General features: G+C 70.9%; 33 protein-coding genes. 5 read left to right on the forward strand and 28 right to left on the reverse strand.

Translation table 11 applies throughout. The features are described 5' to 3' along the window. Positions 1-76: 76 nt before the first annotated feature. The 18 genes from WHI96_RS07970 to WHI96_RS08055 form a co-directional block, all read right to left on the reverse strand. On the reverse strand, positions 77-1,126 hold the full coding sequence (locus tag WHI96_RS07970) for a phage major capsid protein (RefSeq protein ID WP_345652799.1): 1,050 nt from the start codon (positions 1,124-1,126) through the stop codon (positions 77-79). A 256-nt stretch (positions 1,127-1,382) separates the two neighbouring features. Continuing rightward, positions 1,383-2,090, reverse strand: a complete 708-nt coding sequence (locus WHI96_RS07975) for a phage scaffolding protein (protein WP_345652796.1) — start codon at positions 2,088-2,090, stop codon at positions 1,383-1,385. A gap of 19 nt (positions 2,091-2,109) precedes the next feature. Then, positions 2,110-2,790: a hypothetical protein gene (locus tag WHI96_RS07980; protein ID WP_345652794.1), complete on the reverse strand. Its 681-nt coding sequence runs from the start codon at positions 2,788-2,790 to the stop codon at positions 2,110-2,112. After that, the gene (locus WHI96_RS07985) at positions 2,780-3,208 is read right to left on the reverse strand and encodes a hypothetical protein (RefSeq protein ID WP_345652792.1); all 429 of its coding nucleotides are present in this window, start codon (positions 3,206-3,208) and stop codon (positions 2,780-2,782) included. The genes WHI96_RS07980 and WHI96_RS07985 overlap by 11 nt, the downstream gene beginning before the upstream one ends. Then, positions 3,208-3,630 (reverse strand): hypothetical protein, encoded by a 423-nt coding sequence (locus tag WHI96_RS07990; RefSeq protein WP_345652789.1) that lies wholly within the window; start codon positions 3,628-3,630, stop codon positions 3,208-3,210. Before WHI96_RS07990 ends, WHI96_RS07985 begins: the two co-directional genes overlap by 1 nt. Then, entirely contained in the window at positions 3,627-5,216 is a 1,590-nt protein-coding gene (locus WHI96_RS07995; RefSeq protein WP_345652786.1) for a phage portal protein, read from the reverse strand. The genes WHI96_RS07990 and WHI96_RS07995 overlap by 4 nt, the downstream gene beginning before the upstream one ends. A gap of 8 nt (positions 5,217-5,224) precedes the next feature. Then, positions 5,225-6,757 (reverse strand): phage terminase large subunit family protein, encoded by a 1,533-nt coding sequence (locus WHI96_RS08000; protein WP_345652784.1) that lies wholly within the window; start codon positions 6,755-6,757, stop codon positions 5,225-5,227. Continuing rightward, the gene (locus WHI96_RS08005; RefSeq protein ID WP_345652781.1) at positions 6,663-7,454 is read right to left on the reverse strand and encodes an NUMOD3 domain-containing DNA-binding protein; all 792 of its coding nucleotides are present in this window, start codon (positions 7,452-7,454) and stop codon (positions 6,663-6,665) included. Before WHI96_RS08005 ends, WHI96_RS08000 begins: the two co-directional genes overlap by 95 nt. A gap of 96 nt (positions 7,455-7,550) precedes the next feature. After that, positions 7,551-7,751, reverse strand: a complete 201-nt coding sequence (locus WHI96_RS08010; RefSeq protein WP_345652778.1) for a hypothetical protein — start codon at positions 7,749-7,751, stop codon at positions 7,551-7,553. Further along, entirely contained in the window at positions 7,748-7,999 is a 252-nt protein-coding gene (locus WHI96_RS08015) for a hypothetical protein (RefSeq protein ID WP_345652776.1), read from the reverse strand. The genes WHI96_RS08010 and WHI96_RS08015 overlap by 4 nt, the downstream gene beginning before the upstream one ends. Then, positions 7,996-8,580 carry a hypothetical protein gene (locus WHI96_RS08020; protein WP_345652773.1) on the reverse strand — a complete coding sequence of 195 codons (585 nt, stop codon included), beginning with the start codon at positions 8,578-8,580 and terminating at the stop codon, positions 7,996-7,998. The genes WHI96_RS08015 and WHI96_RS08020 overlap by 4 nt, the downstream gene beginning before the upstream one ends. Continuing rightward, positions 8,577-8,906, reverse strand: coding sequence for a hypothetical protein (locus WHI96_RS08025; RefSeq protein WP_345652771.1), 330 nt, complete (start codon positions 8,904-8,906; stop codon positions 8,577-8,579). Before WHI96_RS08025 ends, WHI96_RS08020 begins: the two co-directional genes overlap by 4 nt. A 50-nt stretch (positions 8,907-8,956) precedes the next feature. Further along, positions 8,957-9,223: a hypothetical protein gene (locus tag WHI96_RS08030; RefSeq protein WP_345652769.1), complete on the reverse strand. Its 267-nt coding sequence runs from the start codon at positions 9,221-9,223 to the stop codon at positions 8,957-8,959. Beyond that, entirely contained in the window at positions 9,216-9,743 is a 528-nt protein-coding gene (locus WHI96_RS08035) for a hypothetical protein (protein WP_345652766.1), read from the reverse strand. Before WHI96_RS08035 ends, WHI96_RS08030 begins: the two co-directional genes overlap by 8 nt. Then, entirely contained in the window at positions 9,740-9,907 is a 168-nt protein-coding gene (locus WHI96_RS08040) for a hypothetical protein (protein WP_345652763.1), read from the reverse strand. Before WHI96_RS08040 ends, WHI96_RS08035 begins: the two co-directional genes overlap by 4 nt. Beyond that, positions 9,904-10,095 (reverse strand): hypothetical protein, encoded by a 192-nt coding sequence (locus WHI96_RS08045; protein ID WP_345652760.1) that lies wholly within the window; start codon positions 10,093-10,095, stop codon positions 9,904-9,906. Before WHI96_RS08045 ends, WHI96_RS08040 begins: the two co-directional genes overlap by 4 nt. 77 nt (positions 10,096-10,172) lie before the next feature. After that, a complete protein-coding gene (locus tag WHI96_RS08050; protein ID WP_345652758.1) occupies positions 10,173-10,388 on the reverse strand; it encodes a hypothetical protein in 216 nt (71 codons plus the stop codon). 62 nt (positions 10,389-10,450) lie between these two features. Further along, a complete protein-coding gene (locus WHI96_RS08055; protein WP_345652756.1) occupies positions 10,451-10,774 on the reverse strand; it encodes a hypothetical protein in 324 nt (107 codons plus the stop codon). A 107-nt stretch (positions 10,775-10,881) separates the two neighbouring features. Between WHI96_RS08055 and WHI96_RS08060 the strand changes: the two genes are divergently transcribed. Then, positions 10,882-11,391 carry a hypothetical protein gene (locus WHI96_RS08060; protein ID WP_345652754.1) on the forward strand — a complete coding sequence of 170 codons (510 nt, stop codon included), beginning with the start codon at positions 10,882-10,884 and terminating at the stop codon, positions 11,389-11,391. A 1-nt stretch (position 11,392) separates the two neighbouring features. Here the strand turns inward: WHI96_RS08060 and WHI96_RS08065 are convergent, their stop codons facing one another. Continuing rightward, entirely contained in the window at positions 11,393-12,517 is a 1,125-nt protein-coding gene (locus WHI96_RS08065; RefSeq protein WP_345652752.1) for a hypothetical protein, read from the reverse strand. A gap of 238 nt (positions 12,518-12,755) precedes the next feature. Between WHI96_RS08065 and WHI96_RS08070 the strand changes: the two genes are divergently transcribed. Next, positions 12,756-13,256, forward strand: coding sequence for a hypothetical protein (locus tag WHI96_RS08070; protein WP_345652750.1), 501 nt, complete (start codon positions 12,756-12,758; stop codon positions 13,254-13,256). 416 nt (positions 13,257-13,672) lie between these two features. Here WHI96_RS08070 and WHI96_RS08075 read toward each other — a convergent pair whose 3' ends face one another. Together WHI96_RS08075 and WHI96_RS08080 are read right to left on the reverse strand one after the other, a co-directional pair. After that, complete coding sequence (locus WHI96_RS08075) at positions 13,673-15,106, reverse strand: recombinase family protein (RefSeq protein WP_345652746.1); 1,434 nt, start codon at positions 15,104-15,106, stop codon at positions 13,673-13,675. Further along, on the reverse strand, positions 15,103-15,213 hold the full coding sequence (locus tag WHI96_RS08080) for a DNA-formamidopyrimidine glycosylase family protein (protein ID WP_345652744.1): 111 nt from the start codon (positions 15,211-15,213) through the stop codon (positions 15,103-15,105). The genes WHI96_RS08075 and WHI96_RS08080 overlap by 4 nt, the downstream gene beginning before the upstream one ends. Before the next feature lie 77 nt (positions 15,214-15,290). Between WHI96_RS08080 and WHI96_RS08085 the strand changes: the two genes are divergently transcribed. Then, positions 15,291-17,066 carry a redoxin domain-containing protein gene (locus WHI96_RS08085; protein ID WP_345652741.1) on the forward strand — a complete coding sequence of 592 codons (1,776 nt, stop codon included), beginning with the start codon at positions 15,291-15,293 and terminating at the stop codon, positions 17,064-17,066. Here the strand turns inward: WHI96_RS08085 and WHI96_RS08090 are convergent. Both WHI96_RS08090 and WHI96_RS08095 read right to left on the reverse strand, forming a co-directional pair. Continuing rightward, positions 17,063-17,701 carry a response regulator transcription factor gene (locus WHI96_RS08090; RefSeq protein WP_345652913.1) on the reverse strand — a complete coding sequence of 213 codons (639 nt, stop codon included), beginning with the start codon at positions 17,699-17,701 and terminating at the stop codon, positions 17,063-17,065. The genes WHI96_RS08085 and WHI96_RS08090 overlap by 4 nt on opposite strands. A 20-nt stretch (positions 17,702-17,721) precedes the next feature. Continuing rightward, positions 17,722-19,176 (reverse strand): sensor histidine kinase, encoded by a 1,455-nt coding sequence (locus WHI96_RS08095; RefSeq protein ID WP_345652738.1) that lies wholly within the window; start codon positions 19,174-19,176, stop codon positions 17,722-17,724. A gap of 137 nt (positions 19,177-19,313) precedes the next feature. Here WHI96_RS08095 and WHI96_RS08100 point away from each other — a divergent pair, with 137 nt between their 5' ends. Then, complete coding sequence (locus WHI96_RS08100) at positions 19,314-20,471, forward strand: acyl-CoA dehydrogenase family protein (RefSeq protein WP_345652735.1); 1,158 nt, start codon at positions 19,314-19,316, stop codon at positions 20,469-20,471. A 103-nt stretch (positions 20,472-20,574) separates the two neighbouring features. Here WHI96_RS08100 and WHI96_RS08105 read toward each other — a convergent pair whose 3' ends face one another. Together WHI96_RS08105 and ctaC are read right to left on the reverse strand one after the other, a co-directional pair. Further along, positions 20,575-20,973 carry a cytochrome c oxidase subunit 4 gene (locus tag WHI96_RS08105; RefSeq protein ID WP_345652733.1) on the reverse strand — a complete coding sequence of 133 codons (399 nt, stop codon included), beginning with the start codon at positions 20,971-20,973 and terminating at the stop codon, positions 20,575-20,577. 16 nt (positions 20,974-20,989) lie between these two features. Further along, the gene (ctaC, locus tag WHI96_RS08110) at positions 20,990-21,940 is read right to left on the reverse strand and encodes an aa3-type cytochrome oxidase subunit II (protein WP_345652730.1); all 951 of its coding nucleotides are present in this window, start codon (positions 21,938-21,940) and stop codon (positions 20,990-20,992) included. Positions 21,941-22,233: 293 nt separating this feature from the next. On the opposite strand from ctaC, the gene asnB reads away from it, so the two are divergent. After that, on the forward strand, positions 22,234-24,180 hold the full coding sequence (gene asnB / locus WHI96_RS08115; protein ID WP_345652727.1) for an asparagine synthase (glutamine-hydrolyzing): 1,947 nt from the start codon (positions 22,234-22,236) through the stop codon (positions 24,178-24,180). Between the two features lie 66 nt (positions 24,181-24,246). Here asnB and WHI96_RS08120 read toward each other — a convergent pair whose 3' ends face one another. From WHI96_RS08120 to WHI96_RS08130, 3 genes are all read right to left on the reverse strand, one after another. After that, positions 24,247-25,182 carry a carbohydrate kinase family protein gene (locus tag WHI96_RS08120; RefSeq protein ID WP_345652724.1) on the reverse strand — a complete coding sequence of 312 codons (936 nt, stop codon included), beginning with the start codon at positions 25,180-25,182 and terminating at the stop codon, positions 24,247-24,249. 124 nt (positions 25,183-25,306) lie between these two features. Continuing rightward, positions 25,307-25,678, reverse strand: a complete 372-nt coding sequence (locus WHI96_RS08125) for a HesB/IscA family protein (protein ID WP_345652720.1) — start codon at positions 25,676-25,678, stop codon at positions 25,307-25,309. 125 nt (positions 25,679-25,803) lie between these two features. Further along, positions 25,804-26,919, reverse strand: a complete 1,116-nt coding sequence (locus WHI96_RS08130; protein ID WP_345652718.1) for a glycerate kinase family protein — start codon at positions 26,917-26,919, stop codon at positions 25,804-25,806. Between the last annotated feature and the right edge of the window lie 29 nt (positions 26,920-26,948).

Below are 26,948 nucleotides of genomic sequence, written 5' to 3' on the forward strand. Positions count from 1 at the left end.
TCCTGATCGGCCGGGGAGGAGCCCGGGGTGCTGCCCTCACACAGCAGCCCCGGGCCCTCGCTCGGGGAGCGGGCGATCAGACGCCGGTGGAGTCCTCGAAGCAGGACACGGCCGCCGGGTGGCCCAGGGCGAAGCCGCGCCGGGAGCGCATCTTGAGCAGCGACTCGTCGGTCAGGGCCGCCGCACCGTCCTTGCCGTCGATCAGGACGGTCTCCGGGCCGGAGCGGACGCCGAGCAGCAGGAGCTGGCGGTTCGCGATGAACAGCAGCGGGTTGCCGGTCGGGGCCGAGGTGACGGTGGTCGACTTCCGGGCGCCGAGGGTCCAATGGACCTGGTGACCGAACAGCCGGTCCGCCGTCGGGGCCTGCGCACCGCCGGGGCTGCCGTTGCTCGACTCCTGGAGGATCGGGCTGCCGGTCGAGTCCTTGATCCCCCGGAACTTCTTCTTGAAGCTCGGGTGGGCCATGACGATCATCTCGGCCTCGTCCCAGTAGTCACCGGTCTCGGCCTGCCCCAGGACGCCGGACAGGGCGTCGTAGGTGGTGCCGCCGGTGCCGGAGACGGTGATGTTCGAGTTCGCCGTGTAGCCGGTGGCCGCGTCGGCCTGCGTGAGCTGGTAGTAGACCGAGTCGAAGGCGCACAGCGAGGTGCCACGCGCGACCGAGACGCCCAGGCAGGCGTTGTCGAGGGCCTTCGCGTAGCTGGTGGCCCAGTCGACGGTCTTGGTGTCGATGATGTTGGCCAAGGAGTCGTCGATGTCCTCCTCGGCGATGCGGGCCACCGAGCCGAACTTCTGGACCCGCAGGATGACCTCGTCGTTGGCGGTGGTGTCCTCGCCGTACGCGGCGCCCTTGGCCACGAGGGAGACGCCCATGCCGCCGGAGCGCGGGGTCGACTTCGTCTGGGTCGTCATCGGGACGCGCTGGGCGTAGGCCTCGATCGCGGAGGTCTGCCGGACCTTCGTGATGACGTCGGACCCGAAGTCGATCGGGATCCAGGACTCGAACGTGGCGCGCGCGGAGCCCGCGACGGCGCGGATGGGCTCACCGAGGGAGGTGAAGCCGATGATGTCGCCCGGGTCCACGGCCGGGACGCGGGAATCGAACAGGTCCATGGTCTTGGACACGGGATGTTCCTCTGGTCGATGAGCAGATGAATCGCGGCTGCTCATCGCGAGCGAGGCTGCGGAAACGCGGCCCATCGCGGGCGAGGTGCTCCATCCCGGAGCTGTGACCTGCGCAGATTACGTGATCAGTTGGTCGGCGACAACGAGCTCGAATTTGACAGGTGTCAGGGTCGCCGGCCGATGGTCGGCGGGAACGGGTGAAGAACCCTCGCCTCTAGATAGAGGAGTTGGAACCGTTCCCGCCGACGTCGACAGATTAGCTCTTCGAGCCGAGCATCTGGCGGGCGATCTTCTCGCCGACGCTCAGCTTCTCGCCGCCGCCGCTGCCGCTCTTACGACCGGAGGCGTCGAGCTTGGTCGCCTTGCGCTTGGGCTCGTCCTTCTTTGCCTCGAACAGGGCCGGGAAGTCGTCCTTGATGGCGTCGATCTGGTCGTCGAGCCCGTTGACGTCGCCGTCCTCGTCGACGTCGACCTCGTCCATGTCGATCATCTTCAGGAGCCGGGAGATGCGGGCGTCGCTGGCGTCGTTCAGCCCGGCCTCCAACAGCGACGCCTTCGCGGCGGACCGGACGGCGACGGGCTTGAACTTCTTCTCGGCGGCCTCCACGGCCTTCTGCGCGGCGTCGTCACCGCCCTCCTGCTTGCGGGCCTGGCGGTGCTTGCGGGCCTGGCCGTTGGCCCGCTTCAGAGCACGCTGGGTGCGCTCCCACTCCTCCTTGGTCGGGGGCTTCCACTCCCCCTCGTCCTTCTTGCCGTCGCCGCCCTCCTCGTCATCCTCGGAGTCGTCGTCGGCGTCGTCCTCGTCGTCTGCCTCGTCGTCGTCCTCGGCGTCGGGGTCGCTGCCCTTGCCGGTCGGGTCGATGTTGCGCTCGGAGCCGAACACGGGCCAGATCGGCTCGCCGTCGAGGGTGAAGCCCAGCGGCTTCAGGGCGTCGTCGAGGGCGGGGAGCGTGAGGGTGCTCATCGGGGTGGTTCCTTCCATCTCAGTTGGTGCCCATGCTGGGCTCTTGGGTGGGTTCCGGCTGCTCGGCAGCAGGCGATGGGCCCTGGTAGTCGCAGTCGTAGAAGGGGGCCGCGGGGTCGAAGTCCGCGACCCGTGCGCAGGTCTGACGGCCACCGTCGGGGAACTCGGTCGTCCATCCCACGGGCGGCATGCCGGGTGCTCCGGGGTTGCCCATGACCCCCCGGCACGCGGTCGGCTCGCTCAGGCACGGCGGGCTCTGGCCGTCGGTCCCCTTCTCGCCGTCCTGGCCCTGGCATCGCCCCGGCTCGTTCAGGCAGGCGGGGCTCTCGCCGTTCGTGCCGTTGGTTTTGGGCCTACCGGGCGTCCCCGGGTCGCCAGCGGAGCCCTCGGCGCCGCGCAGGGTGATGCCCTGCACGACCGGCGGCAGCTCTCCCTGCTGGGCGCGGTCGCAGTCCTGGGCCACCTCGCCGGGCACCTGTGCTGTGTCGGTGCGTTCGCACACCGTGGCCAGCGAGGCGTTCAGCTGGGTGATGCCCTGGTCCTGGCGGCCAGAGACGTTGAGCAGCACGAGGGCAGCCACGATCAGAGCGGCGAACCCGACGGTTGCCACGCCAGCCAGTACGGCCTGCGAGCGCCGGAACTGCTTCAGCTCGACGATGGCCGCGCTCGCCTCACGACGGAGCTGTGCGCTACTGGCCACGGTGCTGGCCCTGCTGAGGGTGGGCGGGTCGCCCCTGGATGGGGTCGAGGTCGTAGCCGTGCTGGATGAGGAAGCTGCGGTACCAGGCGACGTCCTCGCGGGCTTCATCTCGCTGACGCCGAAGCTCTCCAGCCACTCGGTCGTGGTCTTCGCGGGCTTCCGCCAGCCTCTGCTCAGCAGCATCTGCTCGATCGCCTTGCGACTTCGAGTCAGAGTTGAGCCGAGCGATGAGCGTCTCTTCATCCTCCAGCTTCCCCTTCTTCCAGGTGCGGTACAGCGCGATGAGCCCGGCGAGCGCGCCCGATCCACCGGCGCCGAGCAGCAGGGTCAGGACCGTCTGGAGGTCCACCCCGCCCGTGGTCTCGGCTGGCGTCGGGGTGGCCGCAGCCAGCAGCAGCGCCATGACGTTCACGAGCATCAGTCGGTCCCCAGCTCCCGTACGCGGCTGAGCAGCGACATGACGCCCAGCCACCGGTCGAACAGGCCCAGCGCCTGCGACATCAGCAGGAGGCCGACGACCAGGTACGCGGCGTCCTCGCGGTCGGAGTAGGTCAGCAGCACGGCGGTGCCGTAGATCGCCGATGCCGAGGCGATCAGCGGCAGCCCCGCGGCCTCGCCCCACAACGACTTGAACAGCGCGCCGACGGTGCAGGTGAAGCCGCCGACGACGTAGAACCCGGCCCAGACCCACGTGAACAGCGGGGACGCGGACATTGAGACGGCCGCGGAGGGATGGCCCAGGGCGATCAGCCCCGCGACGAACAGGAAGCCGTAGAACGGCACGAGCAGCCAGCGCTGCCGCGGGATGAGCCAGCCGAGCTGACTCCAGCGGATGGTCATGCCGCGTCCCGGTCGTTCCCGAGCGCGGTGGCGATCATCTCGGCCACCTGCTCCTGGGTCAGCAGGCCTTCGTCCACCGCGGACTTGAGCTGACCGGCGACCTCGGCGACCTGCTTCAGGTGCGCGAGTCGCTCGGCGAGGGTCTCGGTCTGCCCACCGAGGAACTCCTTCACCTGGTCGTCGGTGTACCCGGCCTCCATCAGCGCCTGCTTGGTCGGCACACCGTTCGCGATCTTCGCGGCGACGACGTTCCACCCGGCCTCGTCGTCGACGGTCTCGGCCGGGGCCCAGTTGACCATCACCTCGACGTCCTCGACGCCGAGGATCTTCAGCGCGAAGACGAACACGTCCTGCCAGGTGCCGCCGTAGGAGAGCTGGCGGTTGCGGATCTTCTTCACGAAGGGCCGGTCGGCCTGGGTCTGGCTCGCGCCCGACGGCATCCGGGAGGTCTCGTAGTCGAAGAACCGCAGCGGGGTCGAGCAGATCTGCGCGCCGAACCGCAGGTAGCGCTCCATCGGCCTCAGGAACGTGTCGGGGTCGGCGGTCTCGAACTGGCCCACGCCCTTGACGCCCTGCATGTACCAGAGCGAGCCCGGCTCCGAGGTGAACTGACTGGTGCCCTGCCCCTTCGAGGCCTGGTTCTGGTCGGCAGTCGGGTCCAGCTCGAAGTCGAAGTCGTCCTCGTCGAGGTCCGCGGCCTCCCCGCTGTCGCTGTCGGGGTCGACGAGGGCGTAGCGCTGCGGCAGCGACTGGTAGTCCACCCCGGACATGTGGCTGACGATCAGCTTCGTGATCGCGTCCTGGGGCCCGTAGAAGCCCGCGTGCTCGGGCTCGCCGTAGGGCCGGTCGTTGCGGAAGTGGAAGACCGGGATCTCGCCGAAGGGGTTCTCGGCGGGCCAGATCTCGACGACCTGCTCGGTCTCCTCGTCGATCTCGAAGTCGACGACGTAGGGCACGAAGTCGGTGCTCGACTCGGCCTTGCTGCCCGGCTTCGAGATGTAGCGCTCGATGGTGTGCGGGTAGAGCAGGTCCACCCGCCAGCGCTTGTCGGCGAGCTGCCAGCGCTTGATCGCGTGGTGCTTCTTGCGCGGCACCTCGGGGTCGTAGAACACCCGGCACGTGGTCGGGTCGTTCCAGTAGATCCCGACCCGGGTGTAGCCGCCCTTCTCCTCGGCCGACTCGTCGAGGACCTCGGTCTCGTCGTCCTCGGGCCAGACCATGACGTAGCCGTCGCCAAACTCCCCCGCCTTGCGGTGGATGCCGGGTGCCTCGACGTCCAGCTCGTTGTGCCGCCAGATGTCGGACAGCTTCGCCGTCACCCCGTCGGCGGTGGAGGTGATCGAGCTGATCTCCAGCCGCTCGACGACGGCGTTGACCGGGGTCTTGGCGAAGTTGAAGGTCAGGTTGATCCCGAGCCTGCGCATGAGCCGCCGCAGCTTCGGGCTGGCGAACACCTCGTCGCGCTTGCCGTCGAAGAACTGGGCGGCCTTCTCGTAGGCCGGGGTGGCCTTGTCCAGCTCGGCAAGCCCCTTCTCCAGGTCGGGGTTGCTGGCGGCGATCGGCACCGTGGGGAGCGGGCTGGTCATCGGTCTCCTCAGATGTACGACTTGGTCTGAACGCCGGAGCGCTTCTTGCGGGACAGGAAGACCTCGGCGCCCTGGCCGACGGCGTCGACGAGGTCGTCGTGGGCGCCCTTGGGGAAGCTGACGAGCTGGCCCTCCAGCTCCGGCAGCGGCTTGGCGTGGCGCACCCGCCCGGCCTGGTAGTGGTTCAGCAGCCGGGCGGCGCGGACCTCCTTGGCCTCGCGCTGGTGCACGGTGCGCACCCGAACCGGCAGGTCCTTGAGGATCTGCTTCCACGCCTCACCGGCCTGGTTGGCCTCGACGAGCACGTGCCGGATCTCGGGGTACTGCTCGCGGATCGCGCTCACCCGGGCTCGCAGGGGCTCACCGGGGGCGACCTTGAGGTTCCAGGCGTCGCGCACCACGACGAGGCGCTCGGGCGGGTAGTAGCTGAGCAGGGCGATCGCGGTGTAGTCCGACTTCTCCTTCGTCGTCACCGCGGGGTCGATGCTCAGCAGGTGGTGGGTGTAGGCCGGGGCCTCACCGCGCCCGATGTCGTCGATGGTCCAGAACTCGCCGTCGGCGGCCATCGGGTCGTTGAGCATGTTCAGCCGGAAGGACCGGGTGTGCCGGATCGGCACCATGTCCTCGAAGGCCCAGCGCTCGGGCCACAGGGACCGCTCAGCACCCGTCTCGCGGTCGGTGGTGATGGCGGGGTAGCTGAAGGCCCGGAAGCGCTCGTCGCGCACCCAGTCGGCGATCTGGTCCTCGGACAGCGTCAGGCTCTTCACGAGGTCGTCGATGATCGAGCCGGGCATGACCGTCGTGCCGACGACCTGCACCACCGCACGGTCGTTCATCGGCAGGATGGCGTCCAGGATCGTCGAGAGCCGCTGCTCCTTCTGGTACGCGCTGTAGTTCCCGCCGGAGGGCTCGATGTCGTCGAACAGCAGCAGGTCCGGCCGCTGGCTGCCGACCTTCGCGCCGAGCACCGAGCTGTCGATGCCCTTGGCCGTGAACACCGCGCCGGATCGGGACACGTACATCGAGCGGTGGTCGGCGACCTTCGTGCCGGTCGGCCGCAGGGCGGGGGCGCACAGCTCGGGGTAGTCCTCGCGGAGCACCGCGTTGTTGTCCAGCTCGGTCTTCACCGTCGTGAGGTGCTGCTCGGCCTGGCTGGCGCTGTCGCTGAAGGCGCTGACGTAGCGACGGTGCCCGTGAGCCAGCGCCCAGGTCGGCAGGATCAGGAACTTCCAGGTGCTCTTCCCGCTGCCCCGGGGCGCGACGTCGGCCTCACGCACCTCGGCCGGGCCCAGCTCCTTCTTCGCCCAGAGCTTCGCCCGCTCGCAGATGTCGAGGTGGAAGTCGGAGAAGCTGATGACCTCGCCGGTCTCCGCACTCTTGAGGTGGTGCGGGAAGTACAGGAGCGCCCAGATCAACGGGTCGTAAGCGGTAAGAACCCGCCTGCCCTCAGACGTCTCCAGCAGCCTCGGGTTGACGCTGCCCAGCAGCCTGCTCAGCTCGAAGCGCTCGGGCCCGGCGAACGGACTCTGCGATCCGGGCACGGTGCTCGGCAGACTTGGGCTTACCACGACGCGCCTCGGACATCTTGGCGCGAGCTTCCGGAGTGGCCTTCCGCCCCAGGGCAGCAGCGCGGAGCTTCTCCTTCGACTCCTCGGTGTGCTGCTTCCCGGCGAAGGGAGACGGCCGCCCCCTCGCTGCCTCCGACATCCTCTGCCTGGTCTCCTTCGAGACCACTCGGGCGCGCAGCTTCGCCTTGTGCTCCTCGGACTTCGGTCGTCCCGCAGACGGAGACGGCTGCCCCGCTGCCAGCTCGGCCGCCCGCTGAGCCTTCGCCGACAGCGAGATCTTGCGTCGCGTCTCCTCGGACGAGGTGCGTCCGGTCCGCTGCTGCGACATGAGCGCCCGGACCTCCGGGCTGTGCCGCAGCCCCAGCACGCCCTCGCCACCCTCGGTCAGGTTGAGCAGATCCGCCCCTTGCCCACGCAGAGTCTCGATCCACCGCACCTCGGCCTCGTGCAGCTCCTCGATCGAGCCGCACCGTTCCAGCACCGTGACCATGACCTGCTCTGGCCCGTGCTTCGCGATCCAGCATTGGACCGCAGTCCGAGGTGCCGTTCGTGCCCGGTAGGAGTGCGCCCACCAGCGCTGCTGCAACGACCCGGTCGTCATCCCGACGTACCGGAAGTTCACGCCGTCCAGAGACAGGCCGTAGACGACGTTGCGCTGGGCGAAGGACACACCCTGATATTAACACTCCTGTACCCGCTCGACGGCCCGCCGGGCTGGCGAGCAGCCGCGGGTCGATGCCGGAGACCAGCTCGGTGACGGAGAGGCTCATCGCTGCCGCCCCAGCTCGTCCAGGAGCGCCTCGGAGGGCTCCTCCCCTGCCGCGACCCTCTCGGCGACCCGGTCGAGCAGAGCGTCGCTCTCAGCCTGCTGCCGAGGGCTGGGCAGCATGATGCGCACGATGGCCCACGAAGCGGCGATCGAGAACGCCACCACGCCACCGAGCAGAGCTGCCCCGCCGAGAGTCACGCGTCGGACCTCCGGCGCAGGTACCAGTCCGGCAGCACCGGGGCCCAGACGTAGATCAGTCGCTCGCCCTGGATCTCGACCGGGCAGTAGCGCTCCTCGTCGCGGTGCTGGCTGGCCACGGGGCTGCCGTCGCGCTCCAGCGTCAGCGGCCAGCCGTCGGACCGGGCGTGCCAGTCACCCTCGGGGAAGCGCAGCAGGAGGCGGCCGTCGAGGGGCCCACCCCAGAGCACGGCCGACGTGGTGCTCATGAGCCGCCCTCGATCCGCTCGCGCTCGGCGGCGTTCTTGGCCTTCGCCTCGTTGATCAGCTCGGCGAGTTCGAGGTCCTGCGGGTCGACCTTGTGCACCGTGACGTCGGCCTTGGTCGGCGCGTCGAGTCCCAGGAGCTTCGCCTCGCGCTCGTCGAGCTGGCGCAGGGTCTGGATGGCCTGGAGCTTCGGGCCGTCGTCGAGCATGGGCGTGCGGGTGTCGGGCTGGCCCTCTTCGGGTGGAGGACCGCTGAGGATGACGCGGCCGTGCGACACGACGACGTGGTCGCGCTCCAGCACCTTCAGGGCCTCGCGGCGCATCGCCTGGATCCGCATGAGCTGCTGGTTGCGGTAGTCCTCCACCGGGCCAGCGAGGACATCGCGGTTGGCCCTGTCGGCGGCCTTCTTCGCGTTCGAGCCTCCCCCGTACCCGAGCAGGTCGCTGATGCGCTTCCAGGTCTCGCCCCGAGAGCGCAGTCGCAGGCACTCGGCATCCCGGGCGATCGACTCGGGGGTGCGCACGAACTTGTTCTGGGCGTCGCGAGCCCGATCCTGGCCAGAGCGGGCCGGGGATCCCGTCATCGGGCCACCGCCTCGTCCCGTGGGCAGGCGAAGCGCCACTCCACCCGGCGAATGTCGGTGAACTCCGACTCGACGGTGTACTGGACGGTCTCCCCGAGCTGGACGGCGATGTTCTTGGCCTGCTGAGCCAGCAGGCCCCAGGCCTTGTCCGTGGAGCAGGACTTGATACACAGCGCGACGCCGTGCTTCTCGCGCCCATTGAAGTACCGGATCTTGCAGAAGTGGATCTCCTGGCCGACGAGACGACCGTCGAAGCCGGGAAGCATGCGGTAGCTCCCACCGAGCGGGATGTGGACCAGGTCGGCGGGGCTGATGGTGAGGGTCATCGGTTCCTCCGGGTGGCGAGCCAGGTCTGCATGTCGTTGGTGATCCGCCATCAGGACGCCTCCGGCCGGACGTACGCCATGACCACGGCTCCGGCCACGCAGGCCCCCGCGGTGGGGAGCACTCCCCCGAGCACGACGCCGACCAGGCTCGCCACGACCTGCCCGGTGCCGGTGCTGGCGATCGGGGTGGAGACGCCGATGGCTACGCAGAGGCCCAGGGCCAGCACGAACCCGACGAGCCAGCCCCCTCCGACGATCAGGACGGGGTGCGGGACACGCGTCGGCTCGGGCGAGTGGCGGGTCAGGCGCTCAGACATCGGGGCCGCCATCCTGCGACTCCGTGGCCGCGGGGCTGTCCCGCTGGACGTTGATCTCCCACCAGGCCTGCACCGCACCGCAGTCGCAGAGCACCCTGCTGGTCGACGAGCACCGGAACTCGTGGGCGATGTGCAGGTTCCGCTGGAGGTACCAGGCCGTCGGGACGTCGAAGACCTCGCGGTTCATGTCCTCGCGCCGGGTCACGGTCTTCGCGTCCGGCTGCTCGGTGAAGGCCAGCTCCTCGTTGCGGCGCTGGCCGGTCTTCCACCGGATGTGGGCGTCGATCGCGTTGCGCACCTGACGCTGGTGGAGGTCGTAGGAGGCCGTCTGTCGGGCCCGGAGCCGCTCGATGTGGCGCTTCCAGCCCTCCTCGGTGGTCGGGCCCTGGGCCGCAGTCTCGGCCAGCTCCTCGACGCGCTCGATCAGCTCGGTGTCGGTCGGCAGGTGGTCGATGGCCAAGGCGTTGGCCAGGCCGGAGCGGAGGCTGACGAGGTCCTGCTCGTAGTCGTAGTCGCTCACCGGGCGCCTCGCTGGGAGAGGACGGCCTGGAGGTTCTCGCGGGCCCGCAGCTCGGCGTCGGGCAGGTGCAGGGGTGCCCGGCCGACGAGGCCGGTCTCCGCGTCCTCGGCCACGACGTAGGCGTTCTCGTGGAAGACGCGCACCGTCGGTGCGGGGGCGGTCACAGGCTCAGCCGCTCGCGGAAGGTCCGACGGCCGCCGTCGACCTGGACGACGGCCTCGGCGTGCGGGACACCGACGGAGACGAGCCCGCGGATGGCGATCGCGCGGGAGGCGTGGTGCTCGACCTCGCGGAGGACGAAGTCGACGAGGGAAGGACGGCGGTACGGCTTCACGGGAGTGAGGGGTCCCATGTCGGCTCCTTACCGGTTGAAGTGAATCGCGGACAGATCAGTTCCGAAACGGATTCGGCGCGATTATGAGCACCGCTCTAGTCGGTGTCGATGTTGCGGTTCTGCTGTTGGGCCGGCGTGCAAGGTTCCTTACCTCGCACCCGATACATCTCGACGCTGAGGAGCGCCACGACCGCCAGGGCCGTGAAGAGAACGAACCAGGCCCCAGCCCTGAGCGATACCCCGTTCGCCACGACGAGAGAGGTGCCGAAGCCGATGACCCAGAGCATCAGCAACCGAGCTGTGAACGGCACGAGAACTGCTCCTCAGAACTGCCGGAAAGCACTACTCCTATGAGAGTGCAGACCGCCAGAGATCAGTTCAAGTGATCAGATTCGAGAAGATGTCGGAGTGCGTTTCCGAAGGATCGGCGGACGGGCCAGGGCGCGGCCGTCCCACCGACGAGCTGAAGCACCGCGAGCTGGTCACGACAGACCCCGCACAGCAGGAACTCGCGGTCGTCCACCACCACCGGGTGCAGGAGCAGCGGGGTCGGGGAGTGGAACTTCGCGGCCTGGCAGGCGACACCGTCGGTCGCGAGCACGCCGGGGATACGGCTCATGGGTACGTCGGCCAGCTCGACCATCACCGGATCGGGGATACCGTTCAACTTGATCTCCTGCGACGAGGGGCTCTGCACCTCTTCGGAGGCCCGGCTGCCGACCCCACAGGACCGCCTGAGCCGGTTCGTCGGCCTACTCGGCGACGGTGATGGCCCCACCCCCGTACCGAGACCGGAGCACAGCCATGACCCCACCGCCCTGGGCCCAGAACCCGCCGCCTCGCAAGCAGCCCATCGGCCTGTTGCCGAAGATCCTGTTCGGCGCGACCGCGCTGCTGGCGTTGTTCGTCGTCATCGTCGGAGTCGTGGCGTACCAGGGAGGGGGCTCCCCGGCCCCCAGTTCGTCGGTGGGCGCTTCGACGACCACTCCCCTGGGTTGCACCCCCATCGACTCGGACGAGACGTCCTGGGAGCGCTGCACGCATCGGACCATCGCCGCGATGCCGTGGTGCGGGCAGGACATCCCCAGCACTCCGGCCCGGAAGATCTCGACACCCGGACGTCCCACCGGCGGGCATTGGGTCACCGCCTACCAGACCAGCACCGGAGCCGTGACCTTCCAGATCTTCGCGACGTCGAGTCAGCAATTCATGACGATCGACTGCCCGACCGGGAGCCGACGGCTCGACGAGGGCGACCTGCTCTCCATCTCGAAGGCGGGACCACCGGAGACGATGCCGCTGGTGCTGCGATAGATCACGCGGCTCGCCCCTCCCGCAGCATCGCGCTGATGGCCCTGATCCGAGCCAGCTTGCTGGCCCTGGTCGCCTCGTCCTCGGGCTCAACGGGGGCAGCCGGAGTGACGGGCTGGAGGGTCATTACAAAGTCGGTGGCCGCCCGCTGAGCCTGCCGCTGCCGTCGTTCGTTCGCGTCGGCTCCAGCCAGCACCGGGCGTTCGACGGAGTTGGTCACGTAGGCCTCGAAGCTGGCCAGCGTGTCAGGGCGTCGGCAGCCGGAGCCCGTGACGCCGGAGAACATCCAGCGGATCCCGTCGACGACCTGGTCGACCGAGGCACCCTGCGCGAGCAGGACCAGGACCGCGCCGGGGATCTTGGCCTGCTGGTCGACCCACACCGGGTGACCACCGGCCGTCATGCAGCCCCAGTAGATGTCCAGGACGTGATCGACCTGCTCGGCGAACGGGGTGCCCTGGATCTCGGCCAGGTCGTGGCGCCAGTAGCTCGGCCGCGGTCCCGTCGCACGCCCGCCCGTGCGAACAGCAACAGGAAGGTGGGTCACAGGGTTCATCCTCTCCCTGTTCAGGCCCTCCTGGACCTCCATGGACGTACTCACCTGTAGGTCTCTTTCCTGGTGCGGCTCCCCCTCGCTGGCCACTTCCGGGCTGTTTCCGCAGTTCACAGGCGTGATCAGAAGATCTTGACTCGGTGCCAAGGAGCCGCCACCCGATGGCACCGAGTCAAGATCGCGTCGTGGCACCGAGTCAAGATCGAAGTTGTGCAGCTTCGACACCGGCTCGTACTGCCAAGACGACGTGCGGCCACCGCGGTAGTACTCGGTGACGTAGGAGGCCAGCCCTCGCTCCTGGAGGACCCGGTTTGCGCGCTTCAGGGTCCGGGGCGACAAGCCCAGGGCTGCCTGGACCTCCGCAGCCGAGATGCCGCCGGGGTGCGCGAGCCCGAACTCCAGGACGTTGGCCACGGAGCTGGGCTGGTCGGCCACGAGCGCCAAGCTCTCGTCGAGCCGGGCGAGCTGCCGCTGGGCGATCGCGACGAGCGCACGATCGCGGACTCGCTTCGGAACGGGCGATTCATCAACGGGAAGCTCGACGCCGTCGAGCAACGAGCGATAGGATGGGGTCATCCCGCACTTCCTTGGTCGGTCGTTCGGTCGGGATTCCAAAAGCCGTCTCGCGCCAACGAGGCGGCTTTTCCCGTTTCTGCTCCTAGAGTAGCGCTCCCAGAGATCAGGTGGGCCTCTCATCTGAACCTGACATCTGTCAGGAATGGCGCACGACCATGACGCCTCGTCAATTTCTTGACAGAACACAACTGATCTTTTCTCCTAGGTGCAGAGCTTCCCCGCCACCGAAGGACACCTCATGAACTGGGTACTCGACCCCGCCTTGAAGCCGCTCAAGGGAATGCCCCTCCGGGTCTTCGACCACATCGACATCGACCCCGACGACCCGGACGGCTGCTGGCTGTGGACCGGGACGCAGAACGCCCAGCACGGCTACGCGCAGACCATGGGCCCGAACGGACGGCTCATCGCCGTGCACCGATGGGTGCTCCAGGTGACCCAGGGACCTGCACCGAGCCCGGTGCACCAGGCTGGGCACGCCTGTCACGACGCTGCCGCGCACCGCGGGGAGTGCTGGGTCAGCCCGATCATCGCGTGCCCCCATCGGATCTGTGTCCAGCCCCGCCACCTCGTCTGGCAGACGCCGAGGCAGAACCTGCTGGCCTCGCCCTTCACCATGGCCAGCCGGAACGCCCGCAGCATCCCCGCCCACCTGTCCACCGAGGTCACGTGGCTGACCGACCGAGGTTGGGCGACCGAGGAGGAGATGAACTTCTACCTCGGCCTGGCGGTCGCCTGATGCCCGCAGGGAAGGTTCAGCGCGAGGGCGGCCCGGAGCAGCTCTCGGTCCGGTGCATGCACCGGGGATGCACCGCGGGCCCGTGGGACGGCCAGGGCGGGTGGCCTGCCGCTGCGGGACACCGGCACGCGCGCAGCTCCGGGCACAGGGTGCGGGTCAAGCTGGAGCGGCACTACGAGTACGTGCCGGTCGCTGGCCAGGAATGACCGGGTGGGACACCGAGCGGAACGCACGCGAGCACAGGTCCCGCTCCTGATCGTCCAGCGGAGCCCATCCGGAGACGTCGACGTCCGCGATGGCCTGCTCGATCACGGCACGCTCGATGACAGCGCGCTCGTCGGGAGTCATCCGACCTCCGAGGTCCTGGCACCCGGGGGTGCCGCGGTGACCTCTGGTTCGGTCGGGGCCAGATCAGATTAGCGCCTGCGCCGCTCGATGGTGATGGTCTCGGGATGGAAGACCGGGAGCCCGCCGACGACTCCGCGCTCGATGACCACCCGGAACAGCGTCCGGATGATTTCGCGCCTGATGGGGACGGATAGGGCCTCCCACCGCTCCCCCGCACCCGGTCCGGCCATGTCCAGCACCGCGTCGGGCACGTGGGCCGGTCGAGCACCGGCTTCGGCCGCTGCGAGCCGCTCTCGGGTCGCACGGAGCAACCGGGACCCGGTGGCCACATCCAGTACGTCAGCGTCGATCTGGGCCTCGATCTCGGCAAGCTTGCGCCGCTGCCGAGCAGCCTCAGCCCGGCTCTCCGCCCGGTGATCGTCGGCCGGGTCAGCGAGCTGCTCGGCCACGTCGGGGCGGGAGAGGAACTTGACCACCACGCCGGACACGTACGCGTCGGTGGCCTCGGCGGGCCGGTTGACCCCGTGGCAGTCCGAGCAGGTGTAGGCGATGGACCTTGAACCGGTCCGGCGCGAGGTCCGGCTGATCGTCCGGATCCGCCCGGAGTGGCACTTGCCGCACTCGGCGACTCCCGACAGCAGGTGCTTGATGTGCTCGCCGGTCCGGATGGCCTTGCGGCTCGGGTCGGCCAGCATGGCGACCAGTCGGTCGTGGTCCTCCTTGCTGACCAACGCCTCCCAGGTCCCGGGGTGGTCGTCGGGCAGCTCGTGCACCGCCGAGGTCCGGATGCCCGCGTAGACCGGCCGTTTCACCATGGCCAGGAGATTCGGCCCGGTCCAGACGGTCCCGCTGCGCGTCTGGATCCCCCGAGCCTGGAAGTCCCGCGCGATGGCCCCAGCGGACTCCCCCGCCAGCAGCCGGGCCACGGCCTCACGGACGGCGGGCGCTGTCTCCGGATCTGGCTCGCGCCCGACCGCCTTGCCCGACACGGGGTCTCTGACGACGCGGTACCCGAAGTTGACCCGCCCGTTCGGAGCGCCCAGCGCCGCTCGCTTCTTCGCGCGGCGGGCGACTCGCTTCGAGATGCGGCCCGACTCGTGCTCAGCGTCCACGGCGTCGTGCAGGAGCCGGGCACGGTCATCCGGGTCGGACGGGTCGTACACCCGCGACCGGACCGCCAGGCGGACACCGTGGAGCGCGCAGAGGTCGAGCAGCTCGGACGACTCGACGATCTTCCGGGTGGTGCGCGAGCCCTCCCACACGGCCACCTCGTCGACGTCCCCGCCGACGATCAGGGCCCGGACCGCGGCCCATCCCTCACGCTCACGGCCTCCGCTGTACCGGCTGACGCTGACCCCGTCGTCCCGGAACTCACCGACGACCTCGCTCTCGTCGTCCTCGGCCCATTCCCGCAGCTCGGAGAGCTGGTCATCGACGCTCTTGCCCTCGGAGCGGTCAACGCTGGTCCGGCCGTAGAGAACGCGACGCCTGGTTCCTGTCACCCGGTGAGTGTAGGTTGAGACTTCGTCTCGTCGACGGCGGTGATCGTGCGGCCGACGGCCTCGGCGAGGACCGTGCGTGCGTTCTCCACCTCGGGCAGCTCGGGCATGACGATCAGTGTGGCGCGGTCGGGGAACACCCGCGCGCCGGTCGGTCGTTGGGGCCGGTGTGACTGCTGGTGAACGGATGAAGGTGCGGGCGCCCGAGCTGCGCGGACGGCGGTGGCTCAACACCGGCGGCGAGGACGTGACCCTCGCCGGGCTGCGCGGGCGGATCGTGGTGCTCGACTTCTGGACGTTCTGCTGCGTCAACTGCCTGCACGCGCTCGACGAGCTGCGGCCCCTCGAAGCCGAGTTCGGTGACGTCCTGACGATCATCGGGGTGCACTCGCCGAAGTTCCTGCACGAGGCGGACCCGGCCGCGGTCGAGGCCGCCGTGGAGCGCTACGACGTCACCCACCCCGTCCTCGACGACCCCGAGCTGACCACCTGGGACGCCTACGCCGCCCGCGCCTGGCCGACCCTGGCCGTCGTCGATCCGGACGGGTTCGTCGTCGCCCGGATGGCGGGCGAGGGCCACGGCCCCGGGCTGGCCGCGCTGGTCCGGGAGCTGGTCGCCACGCACGGCGACCGGCTGCGCCGCGGGGACGACCCGTACGTCCCGCCGCCCGCGCCGGACACCGCGCTGCGGTTCCCCGGCGCGGTCGTCGCGCTGCCCGGCGGCACGTTCCTGGTGTCCGACACCGCCCACCACCAGCTCGTCGAGCTGGAGACCGACCTGGAGACCGAGGTGCGGCGGATCGGGTCCGGGGAGCGCGGGCTCGCCGACGGCGCGGCGGCGACGGCGCGGTTCTCCGAGCCGCAGGGGCTGCTGGTCCTCCCCTCCGGCGACGCCGTGCTGGTCGCCGACACCGTCAACCACGCGGTCCGGCGGGTCGACCTGGCCGACGGCACCGTGTCCACCCTGGCCGGGACCGGTGAGCAGCTGCGCGAGCGGGTCGCGGTCGGTACCGCGTCGGCGCTGCTGTCCTCGCCGTGGGACCTGGTGTGGTGGGGCGGGACGGTCGTCGTCGCGATGGCGGGACCGCACCAGCTGTGGACCCTCGACCCCGCCACCGGCGAGGCCCGGGTGCTGGCCGGGACCACCACCGAGGGGCTGCGCGACGGCGCGTTCGACGAGGCGTTCTTCGCCCAGCCGTCCGGGCTGGCCGCCGGCCCCGACGGGACGCTGTGGGTCGCCGACTCCGAGATCTCCGCGCTGCGCCGGGTCGGCGACGGCCCCGGTGCCGCGGTCGCGACGGCCGTCGGGCAGGGGCTGTTCGAGTTCGGGCACCGCGACGGCCCGGCCGCGCAGGCGCTGCTGCAGCACCCGCTCGGGGTGAGCGTGCTGCCCGACGGCTCGATCGCCGTCGCCGACACCTACAACGGCGCGGTGCGCCGGTTCGATCCGGCGACGAACCTGGTCTCGACGCTGGCCGAGGGGCTCGCCGAACCGTCGGACCTGCTCGTCGACGGCGAGACGCTGGTCGTCGTCGAGTCCGCGGCGCACCGGCTGGTGCGGCTGCCCGTCCCGGCCGGGTCGCTGGTGTCCGGCGACGCGCACGTCGTCCGGCGGACCCCGACGTCGCTCGCCCCGGACGTGGCGCTGCGGATCGGGTTCGCCCCGCCCACCGGGCAGCACCTCGACGACCGGTACGGCGACCCGACGTCGCTGACCGTGACGGCCGACCCGCCGTCGCTGCTGCTGTCCGGCGGGGGCACCGCGGCCGGGCTGACCCGCGAGCTGCGCCTGGACCCGGGCGTCGGCGCCGGGGTGCTGCAGGTCGCGGTGACCGCGGCGGCCTGCGACGACCCGTCGGACGGGTTCGCCGCCTGCCACCGCTACCAGCAGGACTGGGGCATCCCGGTGACCGTCGACGACGGCGGACCCGCGGAGCTGGCGCTGGACCTGCGCTCGGTCTAGCCCAGCCAGGCCAGGACCGCCATCACGCGGCGGTGGTCGTCCGACGACGGCGGCAGCCCGAGCTTGGTGAAGATCGAGGAGATGTGCTTCTCCACCGCGCCCTGGGTGATCACCATGAGCCGCCCGATGGCGATGTTGGTGCGGCCCTGGGCCATGAGCTCCAGCACCTCGCGCTCGCGCGGGGACAGCTCGGCCAGCGGGTCGCGCCGGCGGCGCCTGGTGAGCAGCGCGGAGACGACCTCGGGGTCCAGCACGGTGCCGCCCGCGGCGACCCGGCCGAGCGCGTCGGACAGGTCGGCCAGCTTGGACACGCGGTCCTTGAGCAGGTACCCGACCCCGCCGCCGGCCTCCAGGAGGTCGGTGGCGTAGGACTCCTCGACGTACTGGGACAGCACCAGGATCCCGACCGCCGGGAACCGCCTGCGGATCTCCAGCGCGGCGCGCAGCCCCTCGTCGGTGAACGAGGGCGGCATCCGGACGTCGACGACGGCCACCTCGGGCCGGTGCTCCTCCACCGCGGCGACGAGCGCGGTGCCGTCCCCGACGGCGGCGAGCACCGTCGCGTCCGCCTCCTCCAGCAGCCGGACCAGGCCCTCGCGCAGCAGCACCGAGTCCTCGGCGAGCACCACCCGCATCGTCATGGACCCATCCTGGGTCACGCGTCCCCCAGGCCGGCGACCGGGACCTCCGCGGTCAGGACGGTCGGGCCACCGGGCGGGCTGTCGACCTCCAGGCGTCCCTCGACGATCTCCAGCCGGTCGGCGAGCCCGGCCAGACCGTGGCCCTTGCCCGGGTGGGCGCCGCCGCGGCCGTCGTCGCGGACGCAGACCCGCAGCAGGGTCTCGTCGACGGTCACGGTGACCGTCACCGCGGTCGCGCCGGCGTGCTTGGCGATGTTGGTGAGCGCCTCGGTCACCACGAAGTACGCGGTGTTCTCGACCAGGGCGGGCAGCCGGGCGCCGTCGTCGAGACCGACGTCGAGGTCGACCGGGACCGGGCAGCGCCCCGCGGCCGCCCGCAGCGCCGGGCCGAGCCCGCGGTCGGCGAGGATCGGCGGCGCGATGCCCCGGGACAGCGCGCGCAGCTCCGAGAGCGCCTCGCGGCTCTGCTCCAGGGCCTCGTGCAGCAGCGGGCGGGCGCGCTCGGGGTCGTCGTCGAGGCGCCGGACGGCGGACTCCAGGTCCATGCCGAGCCGCACCAGGCGCTGCTGCGGCCCGTCGTGGATGTCGCGTTCGAGCCGGCGCAGGGTCTGCGCCTCGGCCGCGACGGCCGCCCGACGGCCGGCGGCCAGCGCCAGCGCGCGGGCCCGCAGCGCGGCGGTCTGGTTGGTGAGCAGACCGCGGGCGAGCAGCGCGCGCACGTCGGTCAGCCAGCGCACGACCGTGGGCAGCGTCATCAGCAGCAGGACGCCGAGCCCGGTGTTGAGCGCGACGTCGCCGAGGGTGGAGTCGATGCCGGTGATCGAGCCGAACAGCGTCCAGTTGTTCGGACCGCGCGGCAGCGACCACTGCCAGAACACGTAGAACAGCCCGCCCAGGCCGGTGACCGACCACACCAGCGCGACCGCCGCGGTCACCGTCCGCACCGGCAGCGCGGTGACGGCGTGCGCGACGTCGCGCCAGCTCTGCGGGTCGGCCAGGGCCCGGAACAGCCGCCCCATCAGCGAGCGCCCGCGGTTGGGCCGGTAGTGGTGCGGCGGGAGCGGGCCGCCGGTCGCGGCCTCGGTGGCCCGGCGCTCCAGCTCGGCGAACCCGCGCGCCGCGGCCAGCAGCCCGACGGTGATCGGCAGCCCGATCCAGATCACGAACGTCCCCGCGCCCAGCACCAGCCCGACCAGCACCACGACCCCGCTGACGACCGCCAGCGGCAGCCCGGTGAGCAGGTAGGCCATCTGGGCGCCGAGCCGGGTGCGCCCCGGCCACGACGACGGCCAGCCCGGCGGGTGCGGCAGGTGCAGGCCGCCGTCACGCAGGAGGTACTCCCGCAGCGCCCCGTTGCCCCAGCCCTCCAGCGCGCGGACCAGGTGCGGGTCCAGCGGGCTGCCGCCCGGTTCGTCGGGGGCGGGGCGGGGACGGGTGGCGACGTCGCGGTCGGCCGGCTCCTCGGACATGCGGTCCTCCTGCTCGGCGCGGCACGGGTGCACCCCGAGGATAGGCGGTGACGAACACCCCGCCGGGGTCGCGTGGGAGGGGGCGACGTGGTGAGCTACCTCCCGGTAACAGACGCGACGACGCGAGAGGTGTGTCCGTGGACCCCGCCGACCTCACCGACGTCCTGGACTCCGTCCGTGACTTCATCCGCACCGAGGTGGTGCCGCAGGAGGAGCGGATCGACGCCGAGGACGCCGTCCCCGAGCGCATCGTCGCCCAGTGCAAGGAGATGGGGCTCTACGGCTTCACCATCCCCGAGCAGTACGGCGGCCTCGGTCTGACCGCCTCGCAGGAGGTCCGCCTCGCATTCGAGCTGGGCTGGACGAGCCCCGCGCTGCGCTCGCTGTTCGGCACCAACAACGGCATCGCCGGACACGTGCTGCTGGAGGGCGGCACCGAGGAGCAGAAGAAGCAGTGGCTGCCCCGGCTGGCCTCCGGCGAGGTCACCGCCTCGTTCGGGCTGACCGAGGCCGACGCGGGCTCCGACCCCTCCTCGCTCACCACCAGGGCCGTCCGCGACGGCGACGGCTGGGTCCTCAACGGCTCCAAGCGCTACATCACCAACTCCCCCGTCGCCGACGTGATCATGGTGTTCGCGCGGACCGACCCGGACGCCCCCGGCAACCGCGGCATCTCGACCTTCCTCGTCCCGAAGGGCACCCCCGGCCTCTCGGTCGGCCCGAAGGACCACAAGATGGGCCAGTTCGGCGCCTGGACCGCCGACGTGTACCTCGACGACGTCCGCGTCCCGTTCGAGAACGTCGTCGGCGGCGAGGAGGGCGTCGACCAGGGTTTCCTCGTCGCCGCGAAGTGCCTCGCCCACGGCCGGCTGCACATCGGCGCGGTCTGCGTCGGGATGGCCGACCGGCTGGTCCACGAGACCGTCGAGTTCGCCAGGACCCGCGAGCAGGGCGGCAAGCCGATCGCCCGGTTCCAGCTGGTCCAGGGCCTGGTCGCGGACTCGGTGACCGACGCCCGCGCGGGCCGCGGCCTGGTCCTCGACGCCGCCCGCAGCTTCGACGACGGCACCGACATGGTCTCCGGGCCCGCCGCCGCGAAGTACTTCTGCTCGGAGATGGTGGGCCGGGTCGCCGACCGCGCGGTGCAGGTGCACGGCGGGGCGGGCTACATGCGCGGCGTCGCCGTCGAGCGGTTCTACCGCGACGCCCGGCTCTTCCGGATCTACGAGGGCACCAGCCAGATCCAGCAGGTCATCATCGCCCGCGACGCGCTGGGCCGCGCGGCCCGGGGCTGACCGCGCCCCGGCGGCCACGTCCCGCAGCGCGGCGGCCTGAGCACCCCCGAACGGCGAACGGCCCCACCCCCGGAGACGGGGATGGGGCCGGCTCGCGAGCCGGTCAGTGGGCGGCGGGGCCCCGGTGGTACTCGAACACCAGACCGCCGACGGCGATCAGCACCAGGGTCATGCCGACGACGATCATCCAGGCGTACCAGAAGGCGACGCCCAGGGCGGCGAAGGCGGCCGCGGCGGCCAGGCCCAGCGGCCAGTAGCTGCCGGCGGAGAAGAAGCCCACCTCGCCGGCACCGTCGGACACCTCGGCCTCGGGGTTGTCCTCCGGGCGCTCCTCGAGGCGGCGCGAGACGAACCGGAAGTACGTGCTGACGATCAGCGACAGACCCGCGGTCAGCCACAGCGCGGTCACGCCGACGACCTCACCGGCGATGAACATGTACGCCAGCGCGGCCAGGATGAAGAAGCCGGTGACGATCTCGAAGAGCCGGGACTCGATCTTCATGGGTGCGCGTCCTCCCTCAGCCCGTGACCTGCGCGGCCAGCTGGCCGCGGTCGGTCGAGAACGGCTGCGTGCTGATCGCCTCCGGCGCGCACCACTCGCCGCAGTTCAGCGCCTGCAGCGCCTCGCCGGTCGAGTAGGCCTGCCCGGTCTGCGGGTTGGTCTCCTTGCGGAGCTGGATGTACCGGTCGAACAGCGCGGGCTCCAGCGCACGCACCTCGAAGTTCATCTGCGAGTGGTACGTGCCGCACAGCTCGGCGCAGCGACCGACGAACGCACCCTCACGGTCGATCCGGTCGATGATGTAGCTGTTGTCCTGCTCGTTCCGCTCCGGGAACGGGAAGACGTCGCGCTTGAAGAGGAACTCCGGCACGTAGAACGAGTGGATCACGTCGGGCGAGCGCTGCGTGAACTGGATCGACCGGTCGGTCGGGAGGACCATGATCGGGATCGTGTCGCTCGTCCCCAGCGTGCTCACCGGGCGCCCGCCCTGACCGGCCTCGTCGGGGTAGGAGAACTCCCAGTTCCACTGGAACCCGACGATGTCGACCCGCAGGTCGGCCGGGCCACCCGCGGTCGGGTTCTCCTTGTCGACGAAGTTCTGCACGTTCACCGTGAAGCCGAAGAGCACGGCCACGATGACGGTCGGGATCGCCGTGAAGACGAGCTCGACCGGCAGGTTGTACTGCGTCTGGCGCGGCAGCGAGCCGTCGTCGTCCTTGCGCTTCCGGTGCAGGATCATCGCCCAGAACATGGCGCCCCAGGTGATGACACCGACGACCAGCGCCGCGATCGCGGACCAGGTCCACAGGTTGCGCATCGACTCGGCTTCGGGGGTCACCCCCTCGGGCCACCCGAACCGGATGACCTCCTGGACCGAGCAACCGGCCAGAGCCGGCGCCGCCAGCAGGCCGACCACGGCCACCTTCGCCGCCCGGGCGATCCGGGAGCGGCCTTCGGTTCGGGCCACTGCACGCCGCCTTCCTGTCGTCTCCTGCGTACGCCGCACTGCCAGCACGTTCTTCCTTGCTCCGCCGTCACGACACCGCGGTCGAAGGGGACCTTGTGCCACCCGTATGGAGCACCGTCTTCGACCTCGCGTAGAGCCTAGACGAACCCCGGTCGGGCCGCGCCCCCCGGGGGTTCCCGAACAGGGCGTGAACGTCGTCACCGCCGCGGGGGAACCGGCAGTCTCGCAGCGGGAAGACCGTTTCGCACCGGGGCGCGCGAGACCCGTCCGGCTGACTCGGCATACTGACCGATGTGTGCGGACTGCTGGGATTGCTGACCGCCGGGGCGGACGCCGCGACCCGGGTCGACCCGATCGCCGACGGGCTGCGCTGTGCGCGGCACCGGGGACCCGACGAGAGCGAGACGTGGAACGACCACGACCTCGTCCTCGGGTTCAACCGGTTGTCGATCATCGACGTGGACCATTCCCACCAACCCCTGCACTGGGGGCCGGTGCCGGGCGAGGACACCCGCTACACGATCGTCTTCAACGGCGAGATCTACAACTACCTCGAGCTCCGCGAGGAGCTGATCGAGACCTACGACGCGGCGTTCGCCACCGACGGCGACGGCGAGGTCATCGTCGCGGCGTTCCACTACTGGGGCCCCGACGCCGTGCAGCGCCTGCGCGGCATGTTCGCCTTCGCCATCTGGGACGTCGTGGAGCGCGAGCTGTTCCTGGCCCGCGACCCGTTCGGCATCAAGCCGCTGTTCCTGGCCACCACCCCGGTCGGCACCGCGTTCGCCAGTGAGAAGAAGTCGCTGCTGTCGCTGGCCGGTGAGCTCGAGATCGGGCTGGACCTGGAGCCTGCCGCGCTGCAGCACTACCTGACCCTGCAGTACGTGCCCGAGCCGATGTCGCTGCACCGGATGATCTCGCGTGTCGAGTCCGGCACGCACGTCACCGTGCGCCCCGGCGAGGAGCCGCTGCACCAGCGCTACTTCGCGCCGAAGTTCATCTCGCTGCCCAGCCACGCCCCGGCCAGCGCCGAGGCGGAGGCGATCGTGCACGGCGAGATCGCCGACGTGCTGCGCGACTCGGTCGCCAAGCACATGCGGGCCGACGTCACCGTCGGCGCGTTCCTGTCCGGCGGGATCGACTCCACCGCGATCGCGGCGCTCGCCAAGGAGCACAACCCGAACCTGATCACCTTCACCACCGGGTTCGAGCGCGAGGGCTACTCCGAGGTCGACGTGGCCGCCGAGTCCGCCGCCGCGATCGGCGTGCGGCACGTGGTCCGCACCGTCAAGCCGGACGAGATGATGGAGTCCCTGCCGCTCATCATCTGGTACCTCGACGACCCGGTCGCCGACCCGGCGCTGGTCCCGCTGTGGTTCATCGCCCGCGAGGCCCGCCAGCACGTCAAGGTCGTGCTGTCCGGCGAGGGCGCCGACGAGCTGTTCGGCGGGTACTCGATCTACCGCGAGCCGCTGTCGCTGTCGCCGTTCGAGAAGGTCCCCGGCACGCTCAAGCCGCTCATGCGCCGGGCGTCGCGCAAGATGCCCGAGGGCATGCGGGGCAAGGATCTGCTGCGCCGCGGGTCGCTGTCGATGGAGCAGCGCTACTACGGCAACGCCCGCATCTTCCGCGACGACCAGCTCCACGAGGTCCTGCGCGGCTACGACCCGCGGGTGTCACACCAGGACGTGACGGCGCCGCACTACTTCGCCAGCCACGACTGGGACCCGGTCGCCCGGATGCAGCACGTGGACCTGTTCACCTGGCTGCGCGGCGACATCCTGGTCAAGGCCGACAAGATGACGATGGCGCACTCGCTGGAGCTGCGGGTGCCGTTCCTCGACCCCGAGGTGTTCGACATCGCCTCGTCGCTGCCGCAGTCGCAGAAGATCACCCACGGCTCGAACGGCACCACGAAGTACGCGCTGCGCCGGGCCTGCGAGGGGATCATCCCGCCGCACGTGCTCAACCGGCCGAAGCTCGGCTTCCCGGTGCCGATCCGGCACTGGCTGCGCGACGAGATGTACGCCTGGGCGCGCGACATCCTGCAGAACTCCGGTGCCGGGCACCTGATCGACCTGCAGGCCGTGCACCGCATGCTCGACGCGCACCGCGAGGGCCCGGTCGACCACTCCCGCCGGATCTGGGCGGTGCTGGTCTTCCTGCTGTGGCACGGGATCTTCGTCGAGAAGCGGATCGTGCCCGAGGTCCCGACCCCGACCTACCCGGTCAAGATCTGAGCGGCCCCGCACGACGACGGGCCGGCACCCCCGCGGGGGTGCCGGCCCGTTCCCGTACGGCGGGGGTCAGCCGGGCAGGACGGCCCGGATCTCGTCGGCCGCGGCGCCACCGAAGGCGTCGCGCAGCCGGGTGAGGGCGGCGTCGCGGTCCCAGGTCCACTCCTGCGGGCCGTCGGACTCCAGGACGTAGGTCGCGATGAGCGCACCCAGCTGGGCCGAGCGCTCCAGCGACAGCCCCGCGCCGAGCGCGGTGAGGAAGCCGGCGCGCCAGGCGTCGCCGACACCGGTCGGGTCGACCAGCTCGGTCGGCGGGACGACGTCGATCCGGGTCTCGGTGCCGTCGGCCTCGACGATCAGCGCGCCCTTCTCCCCGAAGGTGGTGATCCGGGTGCCGACCTTGGCGCCGATCTCCTCGGCGGTCCAGCCGGTCTTCTTGAGCAGCAGCTCGAACTCGTAGTCGTTGGTCACCAGGTAGGTGGCGCCCTCGATGAGGCGCCGCACCTCGGGGCCCTCCATGCGGGCCAGCTGCTGGGACGGGTCGGCGAGGAAGGTGTAGCCCTTCTCGCGGCACTCGTCGGTGTGGCGCAGCATGGCATCGGGGTCGCTGGCGCCGATGAGCACCAGGTCGAACCCGCCGACGCGCTCGGCGATCGGGGCGAGCTCGATCTCCTTCGACTTCGCCATCGCGCCGGTGTAGAAGGACGCGATCTGGCGCATGTCGTCGTCGGTGGTGCAGACGAAGCGGGCGGTGTGGACGTCGTCGTGGGTGTGCACCCCGGAGGTGTCGACACCCAGGTCGTCGAGGACCTGCTTGTACTCGGCGAAGTCGGCGCCCACGGCACCGATGAGGACCGGGTTCTGGCCGAGGACCCCGAGCGCGTAGGCGATGTTCCCGGCGACCCCGCCCCGGCGGACCGTCAGGTCGTCGACCAGGAAGCTGACCGAGATCCGGTCCAGCTGGTCGGCGAGGATCTGCTCGGAGAACTTCCCCGGGAAATGCATGAGATTGTCGGAGGCGATCGATCCCGTCACGGCAATAGGCACACAGGGGACCCTACGTCACCCACGGCGAAGGGCCCCGCCGGAGATCACCGGCGGGGCCCTTCGGAGGTGCTGCTGTGCGACGTCAGTTGAAGCTGTCGCCACAGGCGCAGGAGCCGCCCGCGTTCGGGTTGTCGATCGTGAAGCCCTGCTTCTCGATGGTGTCGACGAAGTCGATCGTGGCGCCCTGCAGGTACGGGGCGCTCATCCGGTCGACGCCGACCTTGAGACCGTGGAAATCACGGAAGAGGTCACCGTCGAGCGACCGGTCGTCGAAGAAGAGCTGATAGCGCAGGCCGGCGCAGCCACCGGGCTGCACGGCGATACGCAGGTGCATGTCGTCGCGGCCCTCCTGCTCGAGCAGGGTGCGCGCCTTGACGGCAGCGGAGTCGGTCAGCTCCACGCCGTGCGTCTGCTCCCTGGTCGCGCCCGCGTCCAAGGTGTTGTCAACGGTCATGACTCTCCCAACAACGTGCGTGGTCCGCCCTGTTCCCACCGGGCGTCGGGATCCATAGTACGACGTCGGGCGGGTCCGCATCCGGGCGGAGACCGTGCGATTCGCCGACGGGCGGGTGACGGGGCTCACCGGCTCCAGCGTGGTGCGACCCGTTCGGCCAGGTCGGCGAGGGTCCCGGCGGGGTCGGCCATCGACGCCTCCAGGCCGAACTCCTCCGCCACCCCGAACGCCGCGTCGACCCCTGCCGCCGCGGCCTCCCGGCGGCCGACGCTGACCTGACCGGCCAGCACCACGCACGGCGTCCCGCGGTCGGCCGCACGCCGGGCGACGGCGGTGACGAGCTTCCCGCGCAGCGACTGCCAGTCGAAGCTGCCCTCCCCCGTGACGGCGACGTCGGCGGCGTCCAGCTCGGCGTCGAGCCCGACCAGGTCGCGGACCAGCCCGGCACCGGACTCGACCCGCGCGCCGATGGCGAGCAGCGCGGCGCCGAGACCGCCCGCGGCGCCGGCCGAGGGCAGGTCGCGCACCTCGCGCCCGGCCAGGTCGGCGAGCACCCCGGCGAACACGGTCAGCGCGCCGTCCAGCTCGGTCACGGCGGCGTCGTCGGCGCCCTTCTGCGGACCGAACACCGCGGCGGCACCGTGCGGTCCGAGCAGCGGGTTGTCGACGTCGCTCGCCGCGACCAGGGTCATCCCGCCCAGGTCGGGGGTCCCGTCGAGGCGGGCGCAGCAGTCCAGGGCGGCGCCGCCGGGCGGGAGCGGGAGGCCGTCGTCGTCGACGGGGACGGCGCCGAGCGCGGCCAGCAGGCCGGCGCCGCCGTCGGTGGTGGCGGACCCGCCGAGCCCCACGACGGCGGTGGTGACGCCGGCGTCGCGGGCGGCGGCCAGCAGCTCCCCCACCCCGGACGTCGTCGCGGTGCGGGCGACCCCGGGCACCCGGTCCTCGCGCGGGACGTGGTGCAGCCCGCACGCCGAGGCGCACTCCAGGTAGGCGGTGTCGCCGACGCGCAGCCAGGACCCGGTCACCGGGTCACCGAGCGGGCCGGTGACCTCCAGCTCGTGCATGGTCCCGCCGAGCGCGGTGTGCAGCACCTCCGCGAAGCCGGTGCCGCCGTCGGCCAGCGGGACGATCGCGACCTCGGCGCCGGGCACGCCGCGCCGCCAGCCCGCGGCGATCGCCTCGGCCGCCTCCCGTGCGCGCAGCGTTCCGCCGAAGGAGTCGGGAGCCACCACGATGCGCATGCGGGGCAGGCTAGCGGCGGCCCGTATTG

The organism is Pseudonocardia tropica (assembly GCF_040105315.1).
GTDB classification, from domain to species: Bacteria; Actinomycetota; Actinomycetes; order Mycobacteriales; family Pseudonocardiaceae; genus Pseudonocardia; species Pseudonocardia alni.